This is a genomic window from Acinetobacter sp. YH12070 (genome assembly GCF_013419625.1).
Taxonomy (GTDB): Bacteria; Pseudomonadota; Gammaproteobacteria; order Pseudomonadales; family Moraxellaceae; genus Acinetobacter; species Acinetobacter amyesii.
In genome coordinates this window covers 15,456-34,175 of sequence record NZ_VOZT01000038.1, presented here as the reverse complement: position 1 = coordinate 34,175, position 18,720 = coordinate 15,456, and the positions used below count along the sequence as shown (strand labels likewise).

At 39.9% G+C, this 18,720-nt stretch carries 14 protein-coding genes, 6 pseudogenes and 1 other annotated feature; of the genes and pseudogenes, 7 read left to right on the top strand and 13 right to left on the bottom strand.

Going from position 1 to position 18,720, the window contains the following annotated elements; all coding sequences use genetic code 11:
• A partial coding sequence (locus FTU17_RS11945) for a transposase domain-containing protein (RefSeq protein WP_143242124.1) occupies positions 1–96 on the top strand: 96 nt, incomplete at its 5' end.
• Positions 97–466: 370 nt separating this feature from the next.
• On the opposite strand, the gene FTU17_RS11935 is transcribed toward FTU17_RS11945, so the two are convergent.
• From FTU17_RS11935 to FTU17_RS11895, 9 genes and pseudogenes are all read right to left on the bottom strand, one after another.
• Positions 467–742, bottom strand: a complete 276-nt coding sequence (locus tag FTU17_RS11935; protein WP_016658816.1) for a helix-turn-helix domain-containing protein — start codon at positions 740–742, stop codon at positions 467–469.
• Positions 735–2,039, bottom strand: a complete 1,305-nt coding sequence (locus FTU17_RS11930; RefSeq protein ID WP_180004308.1) for a type II toxin-antitoxin system HipA family toxin — start codon at positions 2,037–2,039, stop codon at positions 735–737. Before FTU17_RS11930 ends, FTU17_RS11935 begins: the two co-directional genes overlap by 8 nt.
• A 214-nt stretch (positions 2,040–2,253) precedes the next feature.
• A pseudogene (locus tag FTU17_RS11925) lies at positions 2,254–2,572 on the bottom strand (helix-turn-helix domain-containing protein); the annotation flags it as partial.
• 161 nt (positions 2,573–2,733) lie between these two features.
• Positions 2,734–4,068, bottom strand: coding sequence for an ISNCY family transposase (locus FTU17_RS11920; RefSeq protein WP_180135568.1), 1,335 nt, complete (start codon positions 4,066–4,068; stop codon positions 2,734–2,736).
• A 291-nt stretch (positions 4,069–4,359) separates the two neighbouring features.
• The gene (locus FTU17_RS11915; protein ID WP_177155611.1) at positions 4,360–4,746 is read right to left on the bottom strand and encodes a carboxymuconolactone decarboxylase family protein; all 387 of its coding nucleotides are present in this window, start codon (positions 4,744–4,746) and stop codon (positions 4,360–4,362) included.
• Positions 4,746–5,144 (bottom strand): annotated as a pseudogene (locus tag FTU17_RS11910) (aldehyde dehydrogenase family protein); the annotation flags it as partial. The gene FTU17_RS11915 and the pseudogene FTU17_RS11910, both read right to left, overlap by 1 nt.
• A 262-nt stretch (positions 5,145–5,406) precedes the next feature.
• Entirely contained in the window at positions 5,407–6,465 is a 1,059-nt protein-coding gene (locus FTU17_RS11905; protein ID WP_004281883.1) for a 2,3-butanediol dehydrogenase, read from the bottom strand.
• 121 nt (positions 6,466–6,586) lie between these two features.
• A pseudogene (locus FTU17_RS11900) lies at positions 6,587–7,820 on the bottom strand (IS3 family transposase).
• Positions 7,429–7,545 (bottom strand) — a sequence feature (AL1L pseudoknot). It overlaps the preceding pseudogene by 117 nt.
• Positions 7,821–7,982: 162 nt before the next feature.
• Complete coding sequence (locus FTU17_RS11895; RefSeq protein WP_127800989.1) at positions 7,983–9,155, bottom strand: replication initiation protein; 1,173 nt, start codon at positions 9,153–9,155, stop codon at positions 7,983–7,985.
• A gap of 856 nt (positions 9,156–10,011) precedes the next feature.
• Between FTU17_RS11895 and FTU17_RS11890 the strand changes: the two genes are divergently transcribed.
• From FTU17_RS11890 to FTU17_RS11865, 6 genes and pseudogenes are all read left to right on the top strand, one after another.
• The gene (locus tag FTU17_RS11890) at positions 10,012–10,791 is read left to right on the top strand and encodes a ParA family protein (RefSeq protein ID WP_179990956.1); all 780 of its coding nucleotides are present in this window, start codon (positions 10,012–10,014) and stop codon (positions 10,789–10,791) included.
• Between the two features lie 7 nt (positions 10,792–10,798).
• Positions 10,799–11,710, top strand: a complete 912-nt coding sequence (locus FTU17_RS11885) for a ParB/RepB/Spo0J family partition protein (protein WP_119879449.1) — start codon at positions 10,799–10,801, stop codon at positions 11,708–11,710.
• Between the two features lie 430 nt (positions 11,711–12,140).
• Complete coding sequence (locus FTU17_RS11880; protein WP_179990955.1) at positions 12,141–12,524, top strand: transposase; 384 nt, start codon at positions 12,141–12,143, stop codon at positions 12,522–12,524.
• Complete coding sequence (gene tnpB / locus FTU17_RS11875) at positions 12,521–12,856, top strand: IS66 family insertion sequence element accessory protein TnpB (protein ID WP_179990954.1); 336 nt, start codon at positions 12,521–12,523, stop codon at positions 12,854–12,856. Before FTU17_RS11880 ends, tnpB begins: the two co-directional genes overlap by 4 nt.
• Before the next feature lie 74 nt (positions 12,857–12,930).
• Positions 12,931–14,289, top strand: a pseudogene (locus FTU17_RS11870) (IS66-like element ISAba25 family transposase); the annotation flags it as partial.
• 575 nt (positions 14,290–14,864) lie between these two features.
• Positions 14,865–15,329 (top strand): annotated as a pseudogene (locus FTU17_RS11865) (reverse transcriptase N-terminal domain-containing protein); the annotation flags it as partial.
• A gap of 113 nt (positions 15,330–15,442) precedes the next feature.
• Here FTU17_RS11865 and FTU17_RS11860 read toward each other — a convergent pair.
• The 4 genes and pseudogenes from FTU17_RS11860 to FTU17_RS11845 all read right to left on the bottom strand — a co-directional run.
• Positions 15,443–15,664 (bottom strand): annotated as a pseudogene (locus FTU17_RS11860) (cation transporter); the annotation flags it as partial.
• A gap of 176 nt (positions 15,665–15,840) precedes the next feature.
• Positions 15,841–16,035, bottom strand: coding sequence for a heavy-metal-associated domain-containing protein (locus tag FTU17_RS11855; protein WP_179990953.1), 195 nt, complete (start codon positions 16,033–16,035; stop codon positions 15,841–15,843).
• 748 nt (positions 16,036–16,783) lie between these two features.
• Entirely contained in the window at positions 16,784–18,049 is a 1,266-nt protein-coding gene (locus FTU17_RS11850; protein WP_000934717.1) for a type II toxin-antitoxin system HipA family toxin, read from the bottom strand.
• Positions 18,049–18,354, bottom strand: a complete 306-nt coding sequence (locus FTU17_RS11845; protein WP_000366814.1) for a helix-turn-helix domain-containing protein — start codon at positions 18,352–18,354, stop codon at positions 18,049–18,051. The genes FTU17_RS11850 and FTU17_RS11845 overlap by 1 nt, the downstream gene beginning before the upstream one ends.
• Positions 18,355–18,720 lie beyond the last annotated feature (366 nt).

The following is an 18,720-nucleotide window of genomic DNA, read 5'->3' as shown; positions in this document are numbered from 1 at the left end:
GCCTATTTAAGTGATGTGCTGAAAAGGCTGCCGACGCATAAAGCGACCCAAATAGAAGAATTACTGCCACATCGCTGGAAATCCAACTCAAATTAAAAAATAGGCATGGGGTTCAGCGGACGCTTACGCTTTACAAGCCTGAACGATCTGCTGTTTAAATTCAGCACTGTATGTTCTTCGTTTTTTCGCAAGAGATGCGATGGATGTCTGATTATTTGTAGTCATAAATTTAAGTCCCCACTTGTTTCTAAGTGGGGACTAAATTAAGGCTTATAGGATGAATTCAGAAGGTGTGTTCAGCGGACGCTTACCGTTTTTTAGCAACAGGAGGTGTTGCTGAATATATATCCATGTTCATGGATTAAGTCCCCACTTGTTTTTAGGTGGGAACTAAATTAAGGCTTATAGGATCGCTTGGTAAGGCTGTGTTAGCCGGATGCTTACCTTTGAATTAATAACTTTTAACTCAATATCTAATAACAATCTTTAAACCAAAGGTGCTTAGGAGTTTCATCATAGATTCCAAAGTCGGATTACTATTGGGCTGTTCCATTTTTTGCAAAGTTTGGGGTGCTATTTTTGTGATTTTAGCCATTTCATTTAAAGTCAAATGAAGCTCAGTTCGGATATAACGAGCAACCTTGTAAAATGGCCAGTCAGGATTTTGATTAATCGTCTCCAATATTTCTTGGCGCTTTCTTAACTGCTCAATTGCCGTCATAGGTTTATAGCGCTTATCCACGTGCTAACTCCTGAATCTGCTGGCATATATTTTCAATCCGGTACTGACTATTTTGCAAAATCTCCTGAGAGATCTGCAATTTGTTCATTTCGGCCATCAATCCTCGATAGAGGGGTAATTGCTTGACTAACTCTGCCTGAATTTCATGATGTTCAATACCAGTTTTCGCTGTGACTTGTTCAATCACTGAACGCCAAATTGGCATACCACCATGATCATCTTTTTCCCAACGAGTCGTTCGTGCGATACCATCAGGATGTAACCACATCGGTGCAAAATCGTAGAGTGGAGTCAGTTGTATAATGCCATTATTCAAGCGTTGTATCGCTGTATTGCGGCTATGATTATCTTTATTGCCTAAGGCAACATTGGCCAAATCACGTTTAAGATATTCGAAGATCTCCTCTTTCGGATGACTACAACACTGTGTGAGTAATTCACAGATTTGATTATGAGTCATCCTAATACCAAAACCAGCTTTTCCACTTAGAGATGCAAGACTTTCCTGTGCAATACGCTGGACTTTTCCATCCTGTACGTAGCGATCAAATCTTGGAATAAACAGGGTTTTACCATGTAATTGTAATTCCTCATGTACGCGTAAACCCAAATAATGAGCAATTTTCATATAGTGTGCTTCATTAGTTAAAATTTTATTCAGGCTTTCGTCACTACCACGACTGAACTTCACTAACCAATGTTTTTTTACCTGATGATCTGCAAGTGTGTGATCTAAATAAAATAGGTCATCATGTCCTTGGGAGAGGAGTAGCTTTGGCCATTCACCTTGAACACCTGAAGAGCCGGCAATGAATAAGCCATAAGAGGCGAGCGATTCAATGAAGTGCTCTTTTCGTTCTATAATCTCACTTAGGCTAAAGCCTATATTTTGATCAGTCGGAAAGCTCCTTTGCAGCCACTCATGAGCTTCTTTAATACGTAAATGTCCAATCGGGTTGCCAGCTCCAGCTTTTAAAAGTGCCCAATCTGCTTGTTCTTGTGCATTTTCACTGTAATTTAGTTGTCTTAATAATTCTTTACGACCATAGCCCTGTGGAAGTAAATCCATTAAGAAAGCAGGCCAAGTTTCATTAATTTTATTTTGTACATTCACAGGAAAATGATAGGCGAGTGCATGGCCATCATGTAAGTCCATATAAGAAATTGCATATTCAAATAAATATGAAGTACGAGTTGGTGTTTGCCAACCATGCTCATTTTCACCCATCAACTCAACAATTGCACAGTCAAGCCACTGGTCATCCTGATAAATTTGAATGGTACAATATTTACTCATAACTTTATTAAAATAGTAAAATATATTAAATATTCTTATTATATACCTATTTTAATAAAATAATATTAATTATCTTTCTATTTGCTTGTTAGCCAGTATATTTCTACATGGGAATAACAAGTCATGTGAGTTGATCTCACCGGCTGCTATAGTTTGAGGCAACATCGTCAATAAACATTAGCAGACTACATTTATCAGCATGTCCTTCAAATTAATCATGATATGAGCCGTTAATAAGTCAGCTGCAATCATCCAAGAATGCGGTGTTTTCGTTAAAATATTGAATCCATGAATGCTGGTCAGCTTTTCATGCACTAGATTCAGCCACTTGAGTCTAAAAGGAGCTTGGAATTACAGGTTTGACCATGTGCAGTAGGAGCTGATGCAGATGGACCTTGAGCTTTATATTTTTTCAGTAAGCGTCTGATCTGGCGTTCTGAAATGTGAAGTAGCTGAGCAGCCTGAGATTGGGTGATGCGTTGATCACAGATTTCTTGCAAGACCGACAATCGTTTAAGTTCTTTATCCGACATAAACACCAACATATCAAACCGTACGCTTCGATAATCGCAAAAGCGAGTATTCTTTACTTTGGAGAAACCGGACATTTCTATTTTGGAGTTACAAATGTTGTTGCTGTTGTTATTCACCAATTAAAATGTCTGTGCGATAAACCATTTAAAATGTCCTGTTTTTAACTACAAGAGTCAAGCACAGGATTTAAATTTCTTTGTTCAATAACAACTTTCTGAGCTTTACGACTCGGCATACTTTTCTTGAGACGGGAACGTTTATTCTGTTTCTCCAATTCCTCATGTTGCTGCTGGATATGGGCCAGGACCGAACCTAATCTTTTATTCTCAACCACTTCATTCTGCTGTAGTCCAGCCAGTTTATTGAAGACGCTATAGTTGATCTTCCGTCCTTCATGCATGATTGCCACAGTACCATCCGGGTACTCCAGAAATGAAATGTATTGCCCAACAAGCTTATGATTCAGCTCTGTCGGTTCAAGCATATAAATACACTTGTCATAGGTCAGGGTCAGATTCTTGGTGACCTTACGCGGTTCCTGCCAGGTAAAAATATCATCCAGTTCAAGATCAGATTCGGTTAATGGCCGATGCAGGTTCTTTGAGTTTCGCGCACATTTGGCGAACTTCTGATTGAACTGCTCAATAAAGCAGGGTAACCATATATTGGCCTCTGCAATCGAACCGATGCCTTCCAGGCGCATCTCCTTGATCAGACGGTCCTGAAGGGTTCTGTTGGCACGTTCCACACGACCTTTGGCTTGGGGTGAGTTGGCAAAGATAATATCGATGTTCAAATTATTCAGAATCCGCCCAAATTGCGTAATCTGGCTGTCTTGCCTGGATTTTTGATTAACTCTGAATACCGAATGCTTGTCGCTATAAAAGGCTAGAGGTTTGCCGTATTGTTCAATGTAGGCTCGGGTTGAAAGCAGGTAGTCAAAGGTCGTTTCAGCCTCACAAAAGCGCAGATGCAACAGCTTTCCAGTAGCATCATCGATATAAACCAACAAGCAGCATTTTGCAGCTCGATCTTCAAACCAGTCATGATATGAGCCATCAATTTGGATCAGTTCACCGAAGCAATCCCGGTTATAACGTGGCTGATATGGACGCTTCAGGCGCTTGGATCGTGGAATCCACAGGTCATTGGCCGTCATCCAGCGCCGAAGCGTTTCTACCGGGATATTCAGGTCAAACATGCTGCTGAGCTTCTCATGCGCCAAGGTGGGTCCAAAGCCCAGCAAATGTTCAGCAATAATGGAAAGGCACTTTGATTTTAACAAGTCATCATGGCGACGATGGCCAGGTTGACCACGACTGGCATGTGCCATACCTGAGATACCATCTTGATTGAGCTTCTGCAATAACCGGGTAATTTGACGGGTGGAAAGATTTAGGATTTCAGCAGCACGGACCTGGGTAATACGATGATCTCGAACGTCTTGCAGAACTGCAAGCCGTTGAATTTCTTTGTCAGACATAGTGATCAGCATCTATATTTATATCCAGTCCATGGTGATAAAAACCATCATAAACTAGACATTTTTATTGGTGAGAATATAGACACTTTAAATGGGTTCTAACAGCTGTACTTCGTATAACATTGATTATGTTAAATTGATATCAAGTGGCAAAATTTTCATTAATTTTGATATATGGTAATGATTTACTCACTTTAATTGTCAATATTTCTTATGCTGAAAGTATTCATAGGTTTCAATCGCAAATAGAATAACCGCATTTAATAATGCGGTTATAATTTTAACCTTTGATTGGTAAAATTTTTAAATATTTTCCTGTTCATATTCTAAAATTGCTTCTTTTGCAATACGGAAACTATCTACAGCAGCTGGCACGCCACAGTAAATTGCTACTTGCAAGAGTACTTCTCGAATTTTGTCTTTAGGCACGCCATTACGTAAAGCTCCTTTAACATGTAGCTTCAATTCATGCGGACGGTTTAAGGCTGATATCATAGCCAGATTAATTAGACTACGTTCAGGTTTGCTCAGTTCTTCACGTCCCCAGACCGCCCCCCAACAATACTCCGTGACCAGTTCCTGTAAAGGTAAGTTAAAATCATCAGCATTGTTGATCGAATTATTGACATAAGCTTCGCCAAGCACCTGTTTACGAATCGCTAAACCTTTTTCAAATTTTTCATTACTCATTAGCCTAATCCTCCAAATAAGGTGTATTTGATTTCGAGATAATCTTCAATGCCATATTTTGAGCCTTCGCGCCCTAAACCTGACTGTTTAATTCCACCAAACGGTGCAACCTCATTTGAAATCAAGCCTTTATTAATTCCAACCATACCGTACTCGAGTTGTTCACTCATGCGCCACGCACGACCTAAATCTTGTGTGTAGCAGTAAGCAGCTAAACCAAATTCTGTGGCATTGGCCATCTCAATTGCTTGTTGCTCAGTTTCGAACTTAAAAATTGCAGCTAATGGTCCAAAAGTTTCTTGAGTTGCAACATCCATCTCTGCAGTTACATCGGCAATAATGGTCGGTTCGTAAAATAACTCACCAGCGCTGTGTTGTTTTCCACCTGCAACGGCTTTGTTGCACAAAGATTTCATAACTATATGATTTTAAAAGTTTTGATTATTTTTTGATCTAAAATTAAATCTATTTAAATCAGATGCTTACATATTTATGCAACAAAGCCTTATATCTTTACTAGGCTCTATGATCAAAATCATACTGGCACTCAACACTGTAAATTTGAGAATGAATCTGTACGTACAGACTCATTCTCTATCGATAAAGATATTAGAAATAGCTACATAGAGTTTATTTCTAGCTTATTCAAATTAGGCTTTACTATGGATGAACAATAATTTTTACAGCAGACTCATTATTATGAATCAGCGTTTCAAAGCCTTTAGAAACAAGATCATCTAATGCAATACGTTGGGTAATAAAAGGTTCTAGATTAATCTTACCTTGCTCGACTAAACGGATGGTTTCCTGATGGTCATTGACATAAGCAATCGTTCCACGAATATCGAGCTCTTTCATGACCACACTATGCACATTAATTGTGGCAGGATGGCTCCAAATAGAAACGATAACGACTACACCAGTTGGTTTCATTGCTGCAACGAGTGTATCCATGACTTTATTGACACTACTACATTCAAAAGCGACATCTACACCGCGGTCTTCTGTAATTTTCATTACCTCAGCAACTACATCAACCTTAGATGGGTCTAGTACATAATCGGCAACACCCGCTTCTATCGCTTTTTCTTTACGTTTTGCACTCAGTTCAGTAATGATAACCGTGAGACCTTTAGCCTTTAAAATAGCAGATAAAAGTAAGCCTATTGGGCCTGCTCCACCAACCAGTGCGATATCGCCAGCTTTTGCGCCACTTCTGACATAGGCATGATGACCGACAGATAAAGGTTCTATCAATGCTGCTTGGTCTAAAGGAATATCATTTGAAATAGGATGTACCCAACGCCGCTGAACTGCAATTTTTTCAGAAAGACCACCACCGCGTCCGCCTAAACCAATAAAGTTCATATTTTTTGATAAATGATACTTATCATTGGGGCCAGTCGGCACATCGTCAGCAATAATGTAGGGTTCAACTACGACATGTTGCCCAATTTGGATATCATCTACACCCTCTCCAACTGCATAAACCACGCCTGAAAATTCATGTCCCATTGTTACAGGTGCAGATTCTCCCGAAATTGGGTGTGGGTGACCACAAGGTGGAATAAAAATAGGACCTTCCATGAATTCATGTAAATCCGTACCGCAAATACCACACCACGCAACTTGAATTCCAACTGTGCCTGGAAGTACTTTCGGTTCAGGGATATCTTCAATTCGAATATCCCCTCGGTCATAAAAACGAGCTGCTTTCATTTTGTATTCCTTATATTGATGTTAACGGTAAACCATTCCACCATCTGTCAAAATAGACTGACCTGTAATGTAGTTTGTGAACTGAACCGTACCGGGTTTGTCGGAGACTTTTTTATTTAAGTTAGGCCACCTGACCTAACGGGTTAATCTTATCATAGTACATTGCTTCAAACTCAAAAGGTGATACATAACCCAGTGCACTGTGTACACGCTCTTTATTGAACCAATCTACCCAGTTTAGTGTCGCAAGTTGTACATCTGCTAAACCTTGCCAATCCGCTTTTAAATATTCAATCACCTCTGTTTTGTATAAGCCATTCACCGTTTCAGCCAAAGCATTATCGTATGAATCACCGGTCGTACCGACTGATGCTCGTAAATTTGCTGCTTCTAAACGATTGGTATAACGAATGGAAAGATATTGCACGCCTCTGTCACTATGATGAATCACGTTCTTTGGCATGCCTCGATCATGCAATGCTTGCTCCAGTGCATCGAGCACCATATCTGTATTCATACGTGTTGATACTTTCCATCCAACAATTGCTCGCGAGAACACATCAATAATAAAGGCGGTATAGACCCAGCCTGAATGAGTTTGAATATACGTGAAGTCAGCGACCTGAGAAGCATTGCTTCGCAAGGGTCAGGATGATCTGCATTAAAATTGCGTTTTACTAAGTCATCTGCTCGTTTTTGATCATCTCGGCTACGGGTGGTTTGTTTATTCTTACCACGCCAAACACCTTGTATACCTAGCTTCTGCATCAATCGAGCAACTGTACAACGTGCGATAACATAACCTTCACGTTTCAATTGTTGCCAGACCTTACGCACACCATATCGACCTAAACTTTCTTTCCAAATACGTTTGATTTGCTCTGCATGATATAAATCATGCAGAGCACGTTTCGCTCGATGTTCTGGGTTATCAACGAGATCTAAAGCCCGATAATAGGTCGAAGCTGCAATCGGTAAAATTCTACAAATCGCTTCAACACCATATCGATCTTTATTGTTCTGGATAAAATCCACCATTATTTGTGTGGGCGGTCGAGCTCCGCCTGGGCGAAAAAAGCGGCTGCTTTACGTAGAATTTCATTGGCACGTTTTAATTCTTTAATTTCACGTTCCATTTGCTTCATTTTTTCTTGGTCAGATATCTGTTGTACTTTGGCAGGATTTAGTTGATCCATATGCTTTAAATACCAAACACGCAATGTTTCAGGAGTACAACCAATCTTAGGTGCAATAGCTGTGATTGCAGCCCAAGTAGAAGGATAATCTTTTTCAGATTCAATCAATAATTGAACCGCTCTTTCTCTGATTTCAGGGGTATATTTTGGTTTTGTCATTGGAACATTCTCTCAAGAAAGTTGGTCTCCGACAAACCCGGTACGGTTCAGTCTCAATTTTCACACTTTATGCAACAGAGTCGTTTTTATCCTAAGGTCCTTACCACTTGTATTCTTTACGAACATATATCTAAAAAGTGTAGCAAGTTGCTACACTTTTCGCTAGATCAACTCTTTACCAAAAATATCATTCAGTCTTTCACGAATACTATGGACGAATTCCGGATTACTTTTAAGTTTATGCTTCATATTTCGTTTAAAGTCATTCAACCCCATACCAATTTCAGCAAAATCCATTTGGAATAAAGTGTCATTAATGACAATATTTGCTTGAGAGTCAGTGAGGCATCCTACTTTTTTAAACCACTTCTTGAACTGCTGATAATTTTCATCATTATTAAAAATATACCAAGAACGTACATTCATATCGAATTTAGCCCCTAATTCTTTTACGGATGCATTGTCTTCAAATGGAACATCAAGATAGATTTTTTCAATCACTGCAAATTCATCCAGTGCCTTATCAGCAATCCGATGATGCAGTTTAAAATTCACACCTACAATTGGACGGCCTTTCTTAACGGTTTCATACTCTAACTGTAGATCTGTATTTTCGTTAATTTCTGCCACTATTTTGTCTAATACATAGCGTCTAAAATCTACCCAGCGATCATATTTGGTTTCATTAATATCAATCAGTGCTTTCAAGTTTTCTAAAAGTAATGGCACTTCATAACTCTTTTGATTGGCGTACTTAAATTCGTTTTTAATGAAATAAGTATAAAGACTCATACTGGCAACAGAATCTAGGGCAAAAAGATGTTTTAGCTGATAGGTAGTAAAATTACCCCCAGCCAGTTGAGTGAAATACGGCAACACCTCACTGGTAAAACGAATCTGAATCGCATTTTTAGAATCATCTTCCCATCTTAACTCACGGATAATGGGAACGACAGAATGTACTTTTTTAGTCTTTCTCTTACCATTATCAGCTGGCTCCTCAATAATAAAATGAGCTACCCGGGATGAAAGCTCTTTATAAATCCGATCTATTGCAACATTAATTGAATTACGTTTATTTAATCCTAGTAAATCTGCCAAATCATCCTTATACAAATAAATATAAGTTTGTTCGGTAATTTCACCATCTACCCTATTTTTCTCACTATAATTCGCAACCGCCATTGCATATAAAAGTGCCTTATATTCATTGGCTGATAATTCGATTGGGCGAATTAAACGGTTACTGGTACTGACAACGCCATTATGGCGAATGTTGCCTATACAGTAAGGAATATAATTCGATTCTTCTTGCAATGGTTCAGATTCTGTCATAACCGTGATATTTATAATTTAACTTAGTTTTTATATACAAAAGTGGAAAAACTTTCAAGACTTTCACCACAATATTCTAAAAGTGGAAAGTTTGTCATCAAAAAGAAGCATTTTAGCCGATTTCCTGCACTTAAAGTGGAATTAATTATAATCTTTCCACCCCATGATGACAGACCTTCCACCTTTAGTCTCGAAATTACAGTTCAGAAGGTCTATTTTTACTTTTTTCATTCAGGTCTAGTTAGGTTAAGTCAGATAAAAACCCTGATGTGACAAGGCTTCCACCTTTTTGTTAGATTTAAAAGGTATAACTGCACATATAATCATCAGGAAATATCCAATAAAAACAGATTATCCACAGGTTAAGAAGATACAGTGACAATCTTTCCACCTTTAAAGCTTAGTTATGAGACTTTATTAACAGCTTAAATATTTGTTTTTTAAATTATTTTTAAATAAAAATAGCAGTTATAAAAATAGTAGTGACAAACCTTCCACCCTAGTGACAGACCTTCCACTTTATAGTGACAAACCTTCCACTTTATAGTGACAGACCTTCCACTTTACGGTGACAGACCTTCCACTTTATAGTGACAAACCTTCCACTTTATAGTGACAAACCTTCCACTTTTAAAGTTACAAGCACTTGTTTTATATAATAAAAATATGATCCTAATTATTAATTAGCTAAATAACTAATTATTCTAATTTTTAATTAAGCTAGCTTAGTTAAAAATTTATTTTTTAAGTTGTTTTACAGCTGAATAAATAGGATTTATAAATTTAAAAACTATAGTAAGATGAATGAAAGTTATTTATATTACTAAACATTGAAATAAGGAAGCATCTGACACGCATGTCTGCAAAAATTATTACTGTTGCTAACCATAAAGGCGGATGTGGCAAAACAACGACTGTTGTACACCTAGCCTCAGAACTTGCCAATCTTGGCTACAAAGTTTTAGTCATTGATTTAGATCCTCAAGCAAACGCAAGTTTACACATTGGGATCCAACATCCAAGCGAAATTGCTGTCACTACAGCAGAATTACTAGTGGGCGATATTTCGTTGTTGGCAGATGCATTACAAGAAGAAACGAACTTTGAAAAAGTATCATTAATTTATGGTTCCTTAAATTTAGGAAAAACTGAAGATCAACTAAAAGAAGAAGCTCCCCGTCCTTCTGAAGAGTTAAATATCAAGTTAAAACTATTAAAAGATCTTTATGATTTTATATTGATCGACTGTCCACCTAGCCTTAAATTATTAACAAGCAATGCCTTGGCATCTTCAACACATGTCATTATCCCTATCGAATCAGGATCACAATATGGATTGTATGGGGTAACAGATCTTTTAAATCATCTTGAAAAAATCAAACGTATTAATCCAGATTTAGAGCTTTTAGGCGCTTTACTAATTAAGCATGATGAACGTCAGAATGTCTGTAAGCTGATTCGGGATGAAGCCTTGAAACAGGTAGGTAAAATTTTAGAAACCACAATTCCTCAAAGTACTAAAGTCAATCAAGCAGCGATTCTGCAACAACCACTTTTGAAAGTAGAAAAAAATTCAAAAGTACGTAAGGCTTTTGAAAGCCTTGCCAATGAAATTGTAGTGAAAATTAAAACCTGAGAGCATTATGGCAAGCACCAAAGAGCTTTTAGCTCAGAAACTGAAACAGAATACAGAAAAACATCAGCAAGCACAGAAAGACAATATTAAAGAGCCGAAAGAGTTTAGACGTAATGTCCCTATTGAGGATATCAGCCGAAGTCCAAACCAGCCGCGTAAAATATTTGAAGAGTCACAGTTAAAAGAACTGGCGGATTCTATTAATGAAATCGGCCTTTTGCAGCCCATTACAGTGCGTAAACTGGATAATCTGAAATATGAACTGATTGCAGGCGAGCGACGCTTACGGGCACATCAATTACTCGGAAAGTCTGTGATTGAAGCCATTATAATTGATGCAAATAATGTAGAAGCATCTTTGTTAACCCTGGCAGAGAATTTAAAGCGTCAGGATCTGACAGATTATGAGATTTTTATTGGCCTGAACTCACTTGATGAGAAATTAAAGAAAAACAAGCAACGTTTAGCCAATTCACTGGGTTTAAATCGCGAAGATATGTACAAGTATTTAGCATACGAAAAACTGCCGCAAGCAATTTTAAATGACCTTGATGTGGAACCAGGCTTGCTAGGCCGTACTGCTGCAACTGCATTCAAAAAATTTCTATCGGATCATCTTGAACAACTCTCTGAAGCCGAAGTGGCCTTACTCGGAGCTTGGGAAAAATTAAAAGACAAAAAACTCGAGCAAAGCAAAGTTACTACTTATGCTGAAAAACTATTGAGTCAGAATCCAGAAAAACTGACCACAACATCCGTGGTCAGAAAAATTGAATATGCCGGTAAGATTGCGGGGAATATCAAACTGAATCAAAAACAGCTTAAGGTTTCTCTGAATATCTCGGAAATTGACGAAGCCAGTCTCTTACAATTAGAAGATTTCTTAAAACAGCTGATTCAAAAAAGCGAAAAAGTGTAGCAAGTTGCTACACTTTCTTAGCACCCTGAAACTAATTACATCCTCATGCATTATTGAAATTTATTTTCTTAAGTATGCTTCTTTACATTTGGTCTTTGAGAGTACTGTTACTTCGGACTGAGATTAAATTCTGCCTTTCTTCTTGTGGAGTAGTTTTATATTTATCCGGAAATATTATATATGTCCATATAAGCACTCCCAGTTTTCAGGTTTTGTATCAAAATAATCAATTCTTATCAGATTTTTCGATAGGGAAGTATATGTGCTGGTGGAACATAAATAATTTGGTGGTGTTTCAAAAGGTATGCTGCCGTTAAAAAAATACGTTATTAAGGTAAAAGAAAGTAAGCATCCAGCTAACACAGCCTTACCAAGCGATCCTATAAGCCTTAATTTAGTTCCCACCTAAAAACAAGTGGGGACTTAATCTATGAACATGGATATATATTCAGCAACACCTCCTGTTGCTAAAAAACGCAGAACATACAGCAAAGAATTCAAATTCAGTATTGTCAATGCCTGCAAAAATCCTAATACCTCGATCGCTTCGGTCGCACTGCAACATAGTATTAATGCCAACCTTGTCAGTCGTTGGATCAGGATCTTCAGCCATCATGATGGTGCCGTGCAGGATCCTACTCATGTGAATCCAGCATTTATTGCTTTGCCTTACACTGCTGCAATCAGCCAACCTATTGATGAGAGGATCACGTTGTGTATCACCGTGCCTCATACGAATAATGATATTCAGCTAAAATGGCAGACATCAGAAATACCTGCCTTGGCAGAATTACTCAAGGCACTGGCAACATGATCCGTATCAATGAAATTTGGCTCTCTACCCAGCCCATGGACATGCGTGCAGGTATGGATACGACCATGGCTCAGGTGGTGAGAGCCTTTGGCTACATCAAACCGCATTGCGCCTACCTGTTCTGTAATAAACGTGGTCATCGTATGAAAGTGCTGGTACATGATGGACTGGGCATCTGGCTGTGTGCCAGGCGGCTGGAACAGGGAAAATTCCACTGGGCTCAAGTTCACCAAGGTGAAACCGTGGTCCTCAACCCGGAACAGTTACAGGCACTCATTCAGGGTTTGCCCTGGCAGCGCATTGGACGACAGCAAGTGGTAACAATGCTCTAAACCAAGCTCGGCTATTCTGCTATTCTCCAAACGTTCTATTTCATTCTCTTCATGACCTCAGGCATACTGCGGTCATGAATACGCTGCCTGACTTAAGCCAACTGACCCATGAACAACTGCTGGAATTTACCCGGCAGTTGGCGATGCAGCATCAGTCTCTAGCACAATCAAACCAGCAATTAGATTCTAAAGTTCAACATCTTTCTATTCTCAATCAAAAATACGAGCATGAACTGGCGCTGTTTAAAAAGCACAAATTCGCCCAAAAGAATGAACACTTAACGGCAAAACAAATCCATCTGTGGGATGAAGCGGTTGAAGAAGATATTGCCGCGGTTGATCTAGAACTGGAACGGCTAAATGCAGATAAAACTAATGCAGCGACACAGAAAGCCAAAACCAATAAACCTAAACGTCGACCACTGCCAGATCATCTACACACCATCCGTATTGAGCATGAACCTGCATCAACCCAATGTGCTTGTGGCTGCCAACTCCGTCGTATCGGCGAAGATGTCAGTGAAAAACTGCATTTCAGACCGGCACAGTTCTATAAGGAACAGCATGTGCGTGGTAAATGGGTCTGTGATCAGTGTGACACTCTGACTCAGCAAGCGATGCCCGCCTATGTGATTGATAAAGGCATTGCTTCACCTGAATTGCTCAGCCATGTGCTGGTATCGAAGTATGCCGATCATTTGCCGCTGTACCGTCAATGTCTGATCTATCAGCGGGCGGGAATCGAACTTTCTAGATCAACTTTATCTGACTGGATAGGTCGCTGCGGTGTAGAACTGGAACCTCTGGCCAATGCCTTAAAAGAGGTGGTACTACAACAGCAGGTGCTGCATGCAGATGAAACACCGGTCACCATCATGCGGATGGGTGAGAATAATAAAAAACCGAAGAAAGGTTATGTCTGGGCCTATGCCACTACACAGTACAATCCAGTTCAGGCGGTGATCTATGACTTTCAGGATAGTCGTTCAGGCCAGCATGCTGAAGAGTTCTTGAAAGGCTGGCAGGGCTATCTAGTCTGTGATGATTACAGTGGTTATAAAGCACGCTTTAAATCAGGCGATGTCATTGAGGTGGGCTGCATGGCGCATGCACGTCGTAAATTCCATGAACTGCATGTAACTGGGAAAAGTCAGGTCGCTGAACAGGCATTAGTGCTGATTCAGAAACTGTATGCGATAGAAGCAGAGCTCAGGAAAAAGACCGATGGTACAGCGGAAGACCGCCGCGAATACCGACAACAGCATAGTCAACCAGTGATGCAACAACTATATGAATGGCTCAACCAACATCATCTGACAGTGCCATCGAGTTCTCCCACCGCCAAGGCCATCAATTACACTCTGAAGCGTTGGCCAGCTTTAAGCCGCTATCTGGATGATGGCAATCTACCGATTTGCAATAATTGGGTCGAGGTGCGACACGAAGTCGCTTAATGAAGTTGTTCCCCCTGCGGGAACCACCCGTGTCACCGGGTGAATCTAGAAGGCTGAATAAAGAGCGCCTTCGACAATGTAACGAGGCACCGCAAGGTGCGGGGTATCAATCGTGAGAGGCGTACCCTTCTGGCAGCCATAGCCGGACAAGGGCTAGATAATCGGTATGGTGAACACATGTGAATCTGCGTAACGATCGTTAAGTTGAACGAGCGGAAATGGCTGATACGCTCGAACCAAAACGGTAATGGAGGTGGGAATTGCGTCTTTCGACTACGCATTCGTGACCCATACGCCTCCCGGTCGATAGCAGGCACCTAAGCCGATGTACTTCAGTAAGCGGAACGTGGAAATCCCGTATTACCCCCATTGGGAAAGCAGTTTGCAAAAACTGCCCATGGTGATGCGGGCGAAGGAACGAGGAAAAAGCGAATGCCAGTCTGTAATGGGTTGGATAGAGGTTGAAACATTACCTCACGCGAAAGCGGGCTGACGTCCTTATGGTCTCTCATCACAAGAGAGTGTGTAGAACCCTTTTAATGGAGGGAGAGCAAATGAACGCAGCAGTATCAGCGTGTGCGCCTTCCAGCACATCGTGGGACAGCATCGATTGGATTGCTGTACAGCGTCATGTCAGAGGGCTGCAAGCGCGTATTGTGAAGGCGGTACAAGACGGCAGGTATAACAAGGCGAAAGCTCTGCAATGGCTGCTGACTCACTCGTTTAGTGGCAAAGCATTGGCCGTAAAACGAGTGTCTGAAAACAAAGGCAAAAACACGGCTGGGGTCGACAAGGTGACTTGGAATACACCCAAGGCCAAGACCGGTGCGATGATGTCGTTGAAGAGGCGAGGTTACACGCCCCTTCCGCTTCGGAGAGTCCTTATTCCGAAGAAAAATGGCAAGATGAGACCTCTCGGGATACCCACGATGAAATGCCGGGCCATGCAGGCGCTCCATCTGCTGGCTTTGGAACCCATCGCGGAGACCACCGCTGATCGGAACTCTTATGGATTCAGGGCTTTGTTGCACAAAGATTTCATAACTATATGATTTTAAAAGTTTTGATTGTTTTTTGATCCAAAATTAAATTTATTTAAATCAGATGCTTACATATTTATGCAACAAAGCCCTTCGTAGCCTGCTTTTTCTACGGCTTTAATTAAAGTAGCGCGATCAAGTGGTTGATGCGCATAAATGACTGCTTTTTCGGTAGCCAGATTTACATGAGCCGATTCAACACCCTCAACAGATTTTAAAGCTTTTTCCACACGGCCTACACAAGAAGCACATGTCATCCCCTCAATCTCTAATGTTTCACTGTAGTGTGGCGTATCAGTCATTTCGGTACTCATATACGATCTCTATCATTTAGATATGCTGAGTTCTATATGCGAAGATCAGCTCGAACCAAGATTAGGTGGAATTCAGGGATTACTTTTATTTCAAGCAAGTACAGGTTTTATCTGTACGATGAGGAAAATAAGAGAGTAAAAGTGGTAAGGAATTCCCACTGTTACTCTAACAGAGATTAAGCAGGATCAGCTGTAAATCCACGCTCACTGAGAGTGGCAATGACTTGATCCTGACTCACCGTTGTGTTGATTTCAATAATACGGTTTTGTAAATCAATATCGAGTGAGGCATTCGAGTCGAGCTCTTTAATTGCGGTAGTAATGCCGCGTGCACAACCACCACAAGTCATATTAGCGATGTGAAATTTCATATGTTGCTCCTTTTTAACAAAACATTTGTTTAAAACATTAGAACAGTAACTCTAAACTTTCACCATACAACCAGCCTTTTTCTGAATCAGTTACTCGCTGTAACTTGGTCTGTTTACAACCTTACAGTTTTCTTCAGAGTATTCCAAAGAAGAGTGTTCTAATGACTACAGTAAATAACACTAAATATAAAAAAAATGGAAGAATAATTTACTAAGTTATTGTTTTTAAGTTGATCCTTGTTTTATATGGGGGTGATAATAACTTCTGATTACTAGTTTTTACCTTAAATATACCGATTGAAAGATTCATTTAAAGGCTATGAATACATGAGTTTTACAGTTTGGCTAGGTCAGCATGAGTACTTTTCACAAGATTTAAGATCGACCATGAACGTGATTAAGTTATAGGGGATTGATGAAATAGTTTTTATGAATTTCTGGCTTTCTGGGCTGATTTTATCAAATTCATGTCTATGCAAAATTGCGACATATTTCTCGTGCTGGTAGTTATCCAGAGTTTGGTCTGCATCTATCCATAGTGCAGACCTTTTTTTGGTGACAGTTTTTTCTTAGTGATTTTCGATCTGGATGTAGTGATTTCACGTTTGCAGAATATATCTTGGCGGTGATCCATCTAATATTCGTGATTATAAAGAGAGCTAATTCACAGGTTCTACAGATTATGTAGCGACTAACTATATCAAAGTCTATTTGCAGTTGATGGTTGGCGCTTAGTTTATATTTACGCTTAGGTTTCAGTTAAAAAATCAATATTCTGTTGAATCCGTGATTGAATCATCTGTAGGGTAGATTCTCGAATTTGATGGGGATACAGGCGCTGCGCAATTTGACTAAATTGAAGTGCAATTTCACGCATGGTCAAGATGATCTCATCGACTTCTAGAGTAGTCAGATTAGCTTCTGAAGTACCGAGTTTATGTATGTCATTTCGGGAAATATTGAGCGCTTCTCCCATAATGTCCATTTGATGATAACCACCTGGACCCTCGCAGAAGGTCACATCATAGGCTGGAGCCAATTTCCATTGACCATTTTTCTCCATGAGAAATGAAAAGTTCTTAGTATGGTCATCCCGATTATTGAAAAGCACATTAAACACAGCACGTTTAAAAGCATGCAATCTTTCTCGTACATCTTGCGTACACATCAAGGTTGCCCGGAGAAAATTGCGATAGTCTAGGCTACCTGGAACTTTATAGTCTGCTCCTGTATATGCAGCCAAACTCTGCATTGGAATCCGCATACCATTTTGACGATCGAATCGTTTAGAAGCAAAAGCCGTTAAACCATTGGGCAAATTAAAGAAATGGGTATCTGGAGTCTCAATTGCACAAAGTCGCAAACATTCTGCATAGACGGCTTCAATGGCGCAGACTTCAGGATGCTCTTGCTGAGCAGGAAACTTAATCAGCCAGGCTTCATGTTGATCAGAATCTTGAGTCGAAAACTCTAAATTGACAGGATCTCGGTAAACCAACGCTTTTGGTCTGGCACCTTGAGGGGAGCCACCCATGACCAATAAATGCTGTAGAAATTCACCACCTTCACCTTTGAGTACTTCTTGAACTTCCTGGGCCAGTTGTTGTAAAGGGATATTTTCTGAGGTTTGCATGTCAGCAACACAAGGTTCAAAGGAGAGGGCACCCATTGCGTGACTACTAATATAGGTCAGACGCTCCAAAGGTCCAATTCGTGCTGAATTTAAGCCAATTTTTTTGAAATATCGATCCATCAACATCATGCCCCAACCATCTGGTAAAGCGTCATAGACTGGACCTGGGAGTCCCATTTGATGAGTAGGAAAACCTTGTCTGAATGGTAGACCTTTTAAAGGCAGCAAGTAAGAAGAGAGCTCAACACCTTGCTGTATTGCTTCTGGACTATATTCAAAAGCAATGGTGGGTCTACCTGTCGTGGCTGTTGAACTAATCAGCGTTCCCCATAACCATGATTCGCCCCAACCGTTGTAATAAACATTAAGTCTATTGAGCATTATCCCTTCCTCTTAATACGGTGGCGCTTACTTTGACTCTCATAGCGAAGAATGTCATTCACACTGTTAAGCTGAGGTTTAAATAGTTCCTGAAGTTCGTTTAATCGACCCAAGACCATTGCAATACGGACTAAATTTTCAACAGATACATTTCGTCCCGCTTCAAGATTCGAAACTGTATTCACGCCGACACCAGCGCGTGCTGCTACCTCAGCTTGAGACATCTCCAGAAAGAGTCGTTGCTTACGTAAACGCTCACCTAAAAGAGTCACAACTTCTTCTGGTTTAGTGAAATATAAATCCATTAAATTGGGTCTTAAGAATGAATAATTTAATTAAATCACAAAATAATGGAATTAATCTATAGCTATAGTGTGGCTAAGGAGGGCTTTGTTGCACAGCACATCAGAAGGGTAGGTATAGTCCTTGGGTATCGGTTACAGAAAATCATCAGGATGTACTTTGACTGATTGTTGATACGGAGATTTCAGTATTTTCATTTTTCCTAATAGGTCACATTACTTAGAAAGGGTTCTTCGAAAATTAGTTCATACTTTAAAAATCCTATAAATATTGAGGATATTTTCTTAATGCTTTCAATATAGCATGCGGCTATATGTAACTCGAACGGGCTTAATCTGCCTTTCAGTATAAATTTTTTGGGCGTGAGA

Bases quoted from the DNA above. Each gene is read 5' to 3' on its own strand.
- FTU17_RS11850 (WP_000934717.1), bottom strand. From the start codon at position 18,049: ATGCTCAATAGACTTAATGTTTATTACAACGGTTGGGGCGAATCATGG.
- FTU17_RS11915 (WP_177155611.1), bottom strand. From the start codon at position 4,746: ATGAGTAATGAAAAATTTGAAAAAGGTTTAGCGATTCGTAAACAGGTG.
- FTU17_RS11880 (WP_179990955.1), top strand. From the start codon at position 12,141: ATGAACATGGATATATATTCAGCAACACCTCCTGTTGCTAAAAAACGC.
- FTU17_RS11930 (WP_180004308.1), bottom strand. From the start codon at position 2,039: ATGAGTAAATATTGTACCATTCAAATTTATCAGGATGACCAGTGGCTT.
- tnpB (WP_179990954.1), top strand. From the start codon at position 12,521: ATGATCCGTATCAATGAAATTTGGCTCTCTACCCAGCCCATGGACATG.
- FTU17_RS11920 (WP_180135568.1), bottom strand. From the start codon at position 4,068: ATGCTGATCACTATGTCTGACAAAGAAATTCAACGGCTTGCAGTTCTG.
- FTU17_RS11895 (WP_127800989.1), bottom strand. From the start codon at position 9,155: ATGACAGAATCTGAACCATTGCAAGAAGAATCGAATTATATTCCTTAC.
- FTU17_RS11845 (WP_000366814.1), bottom strand. From the start codon at position 18,354: ATGGATTTATATTTCACTAAACCAGAAGAAGTTGTGACTCTTTTAGGT.
- FTU17_RS11890 (WP_179990956.1), top strand. From the start codon at position 10,012: ATGTCTGCAAAAATTATTACTGTTGCTAACCATAAAGGCGGATGTGGC.
- FTU17_RS11855 (WP_179990953.1), bottom strand. From the start codon at position 16,035: ATGAAATTTCACATCGCTAATATGACTTGTGGTGGTTGTGCACGCGGC.
- FTU17_RS11885 (WP_119879449.1), top strand. From the start codon at position 10,799: ATGGCAAGCACCAAAGAGCTTTTAGCTCAGAAACTGAAACAGAATACA.
- FTU17_RS11905 (WP_004281883.1), bottom strand. From the start codon at position 6,465: ATGAAAGCAGCTCGTTTTTATGACCGAGGGGATATTCGAATTGAAGAT.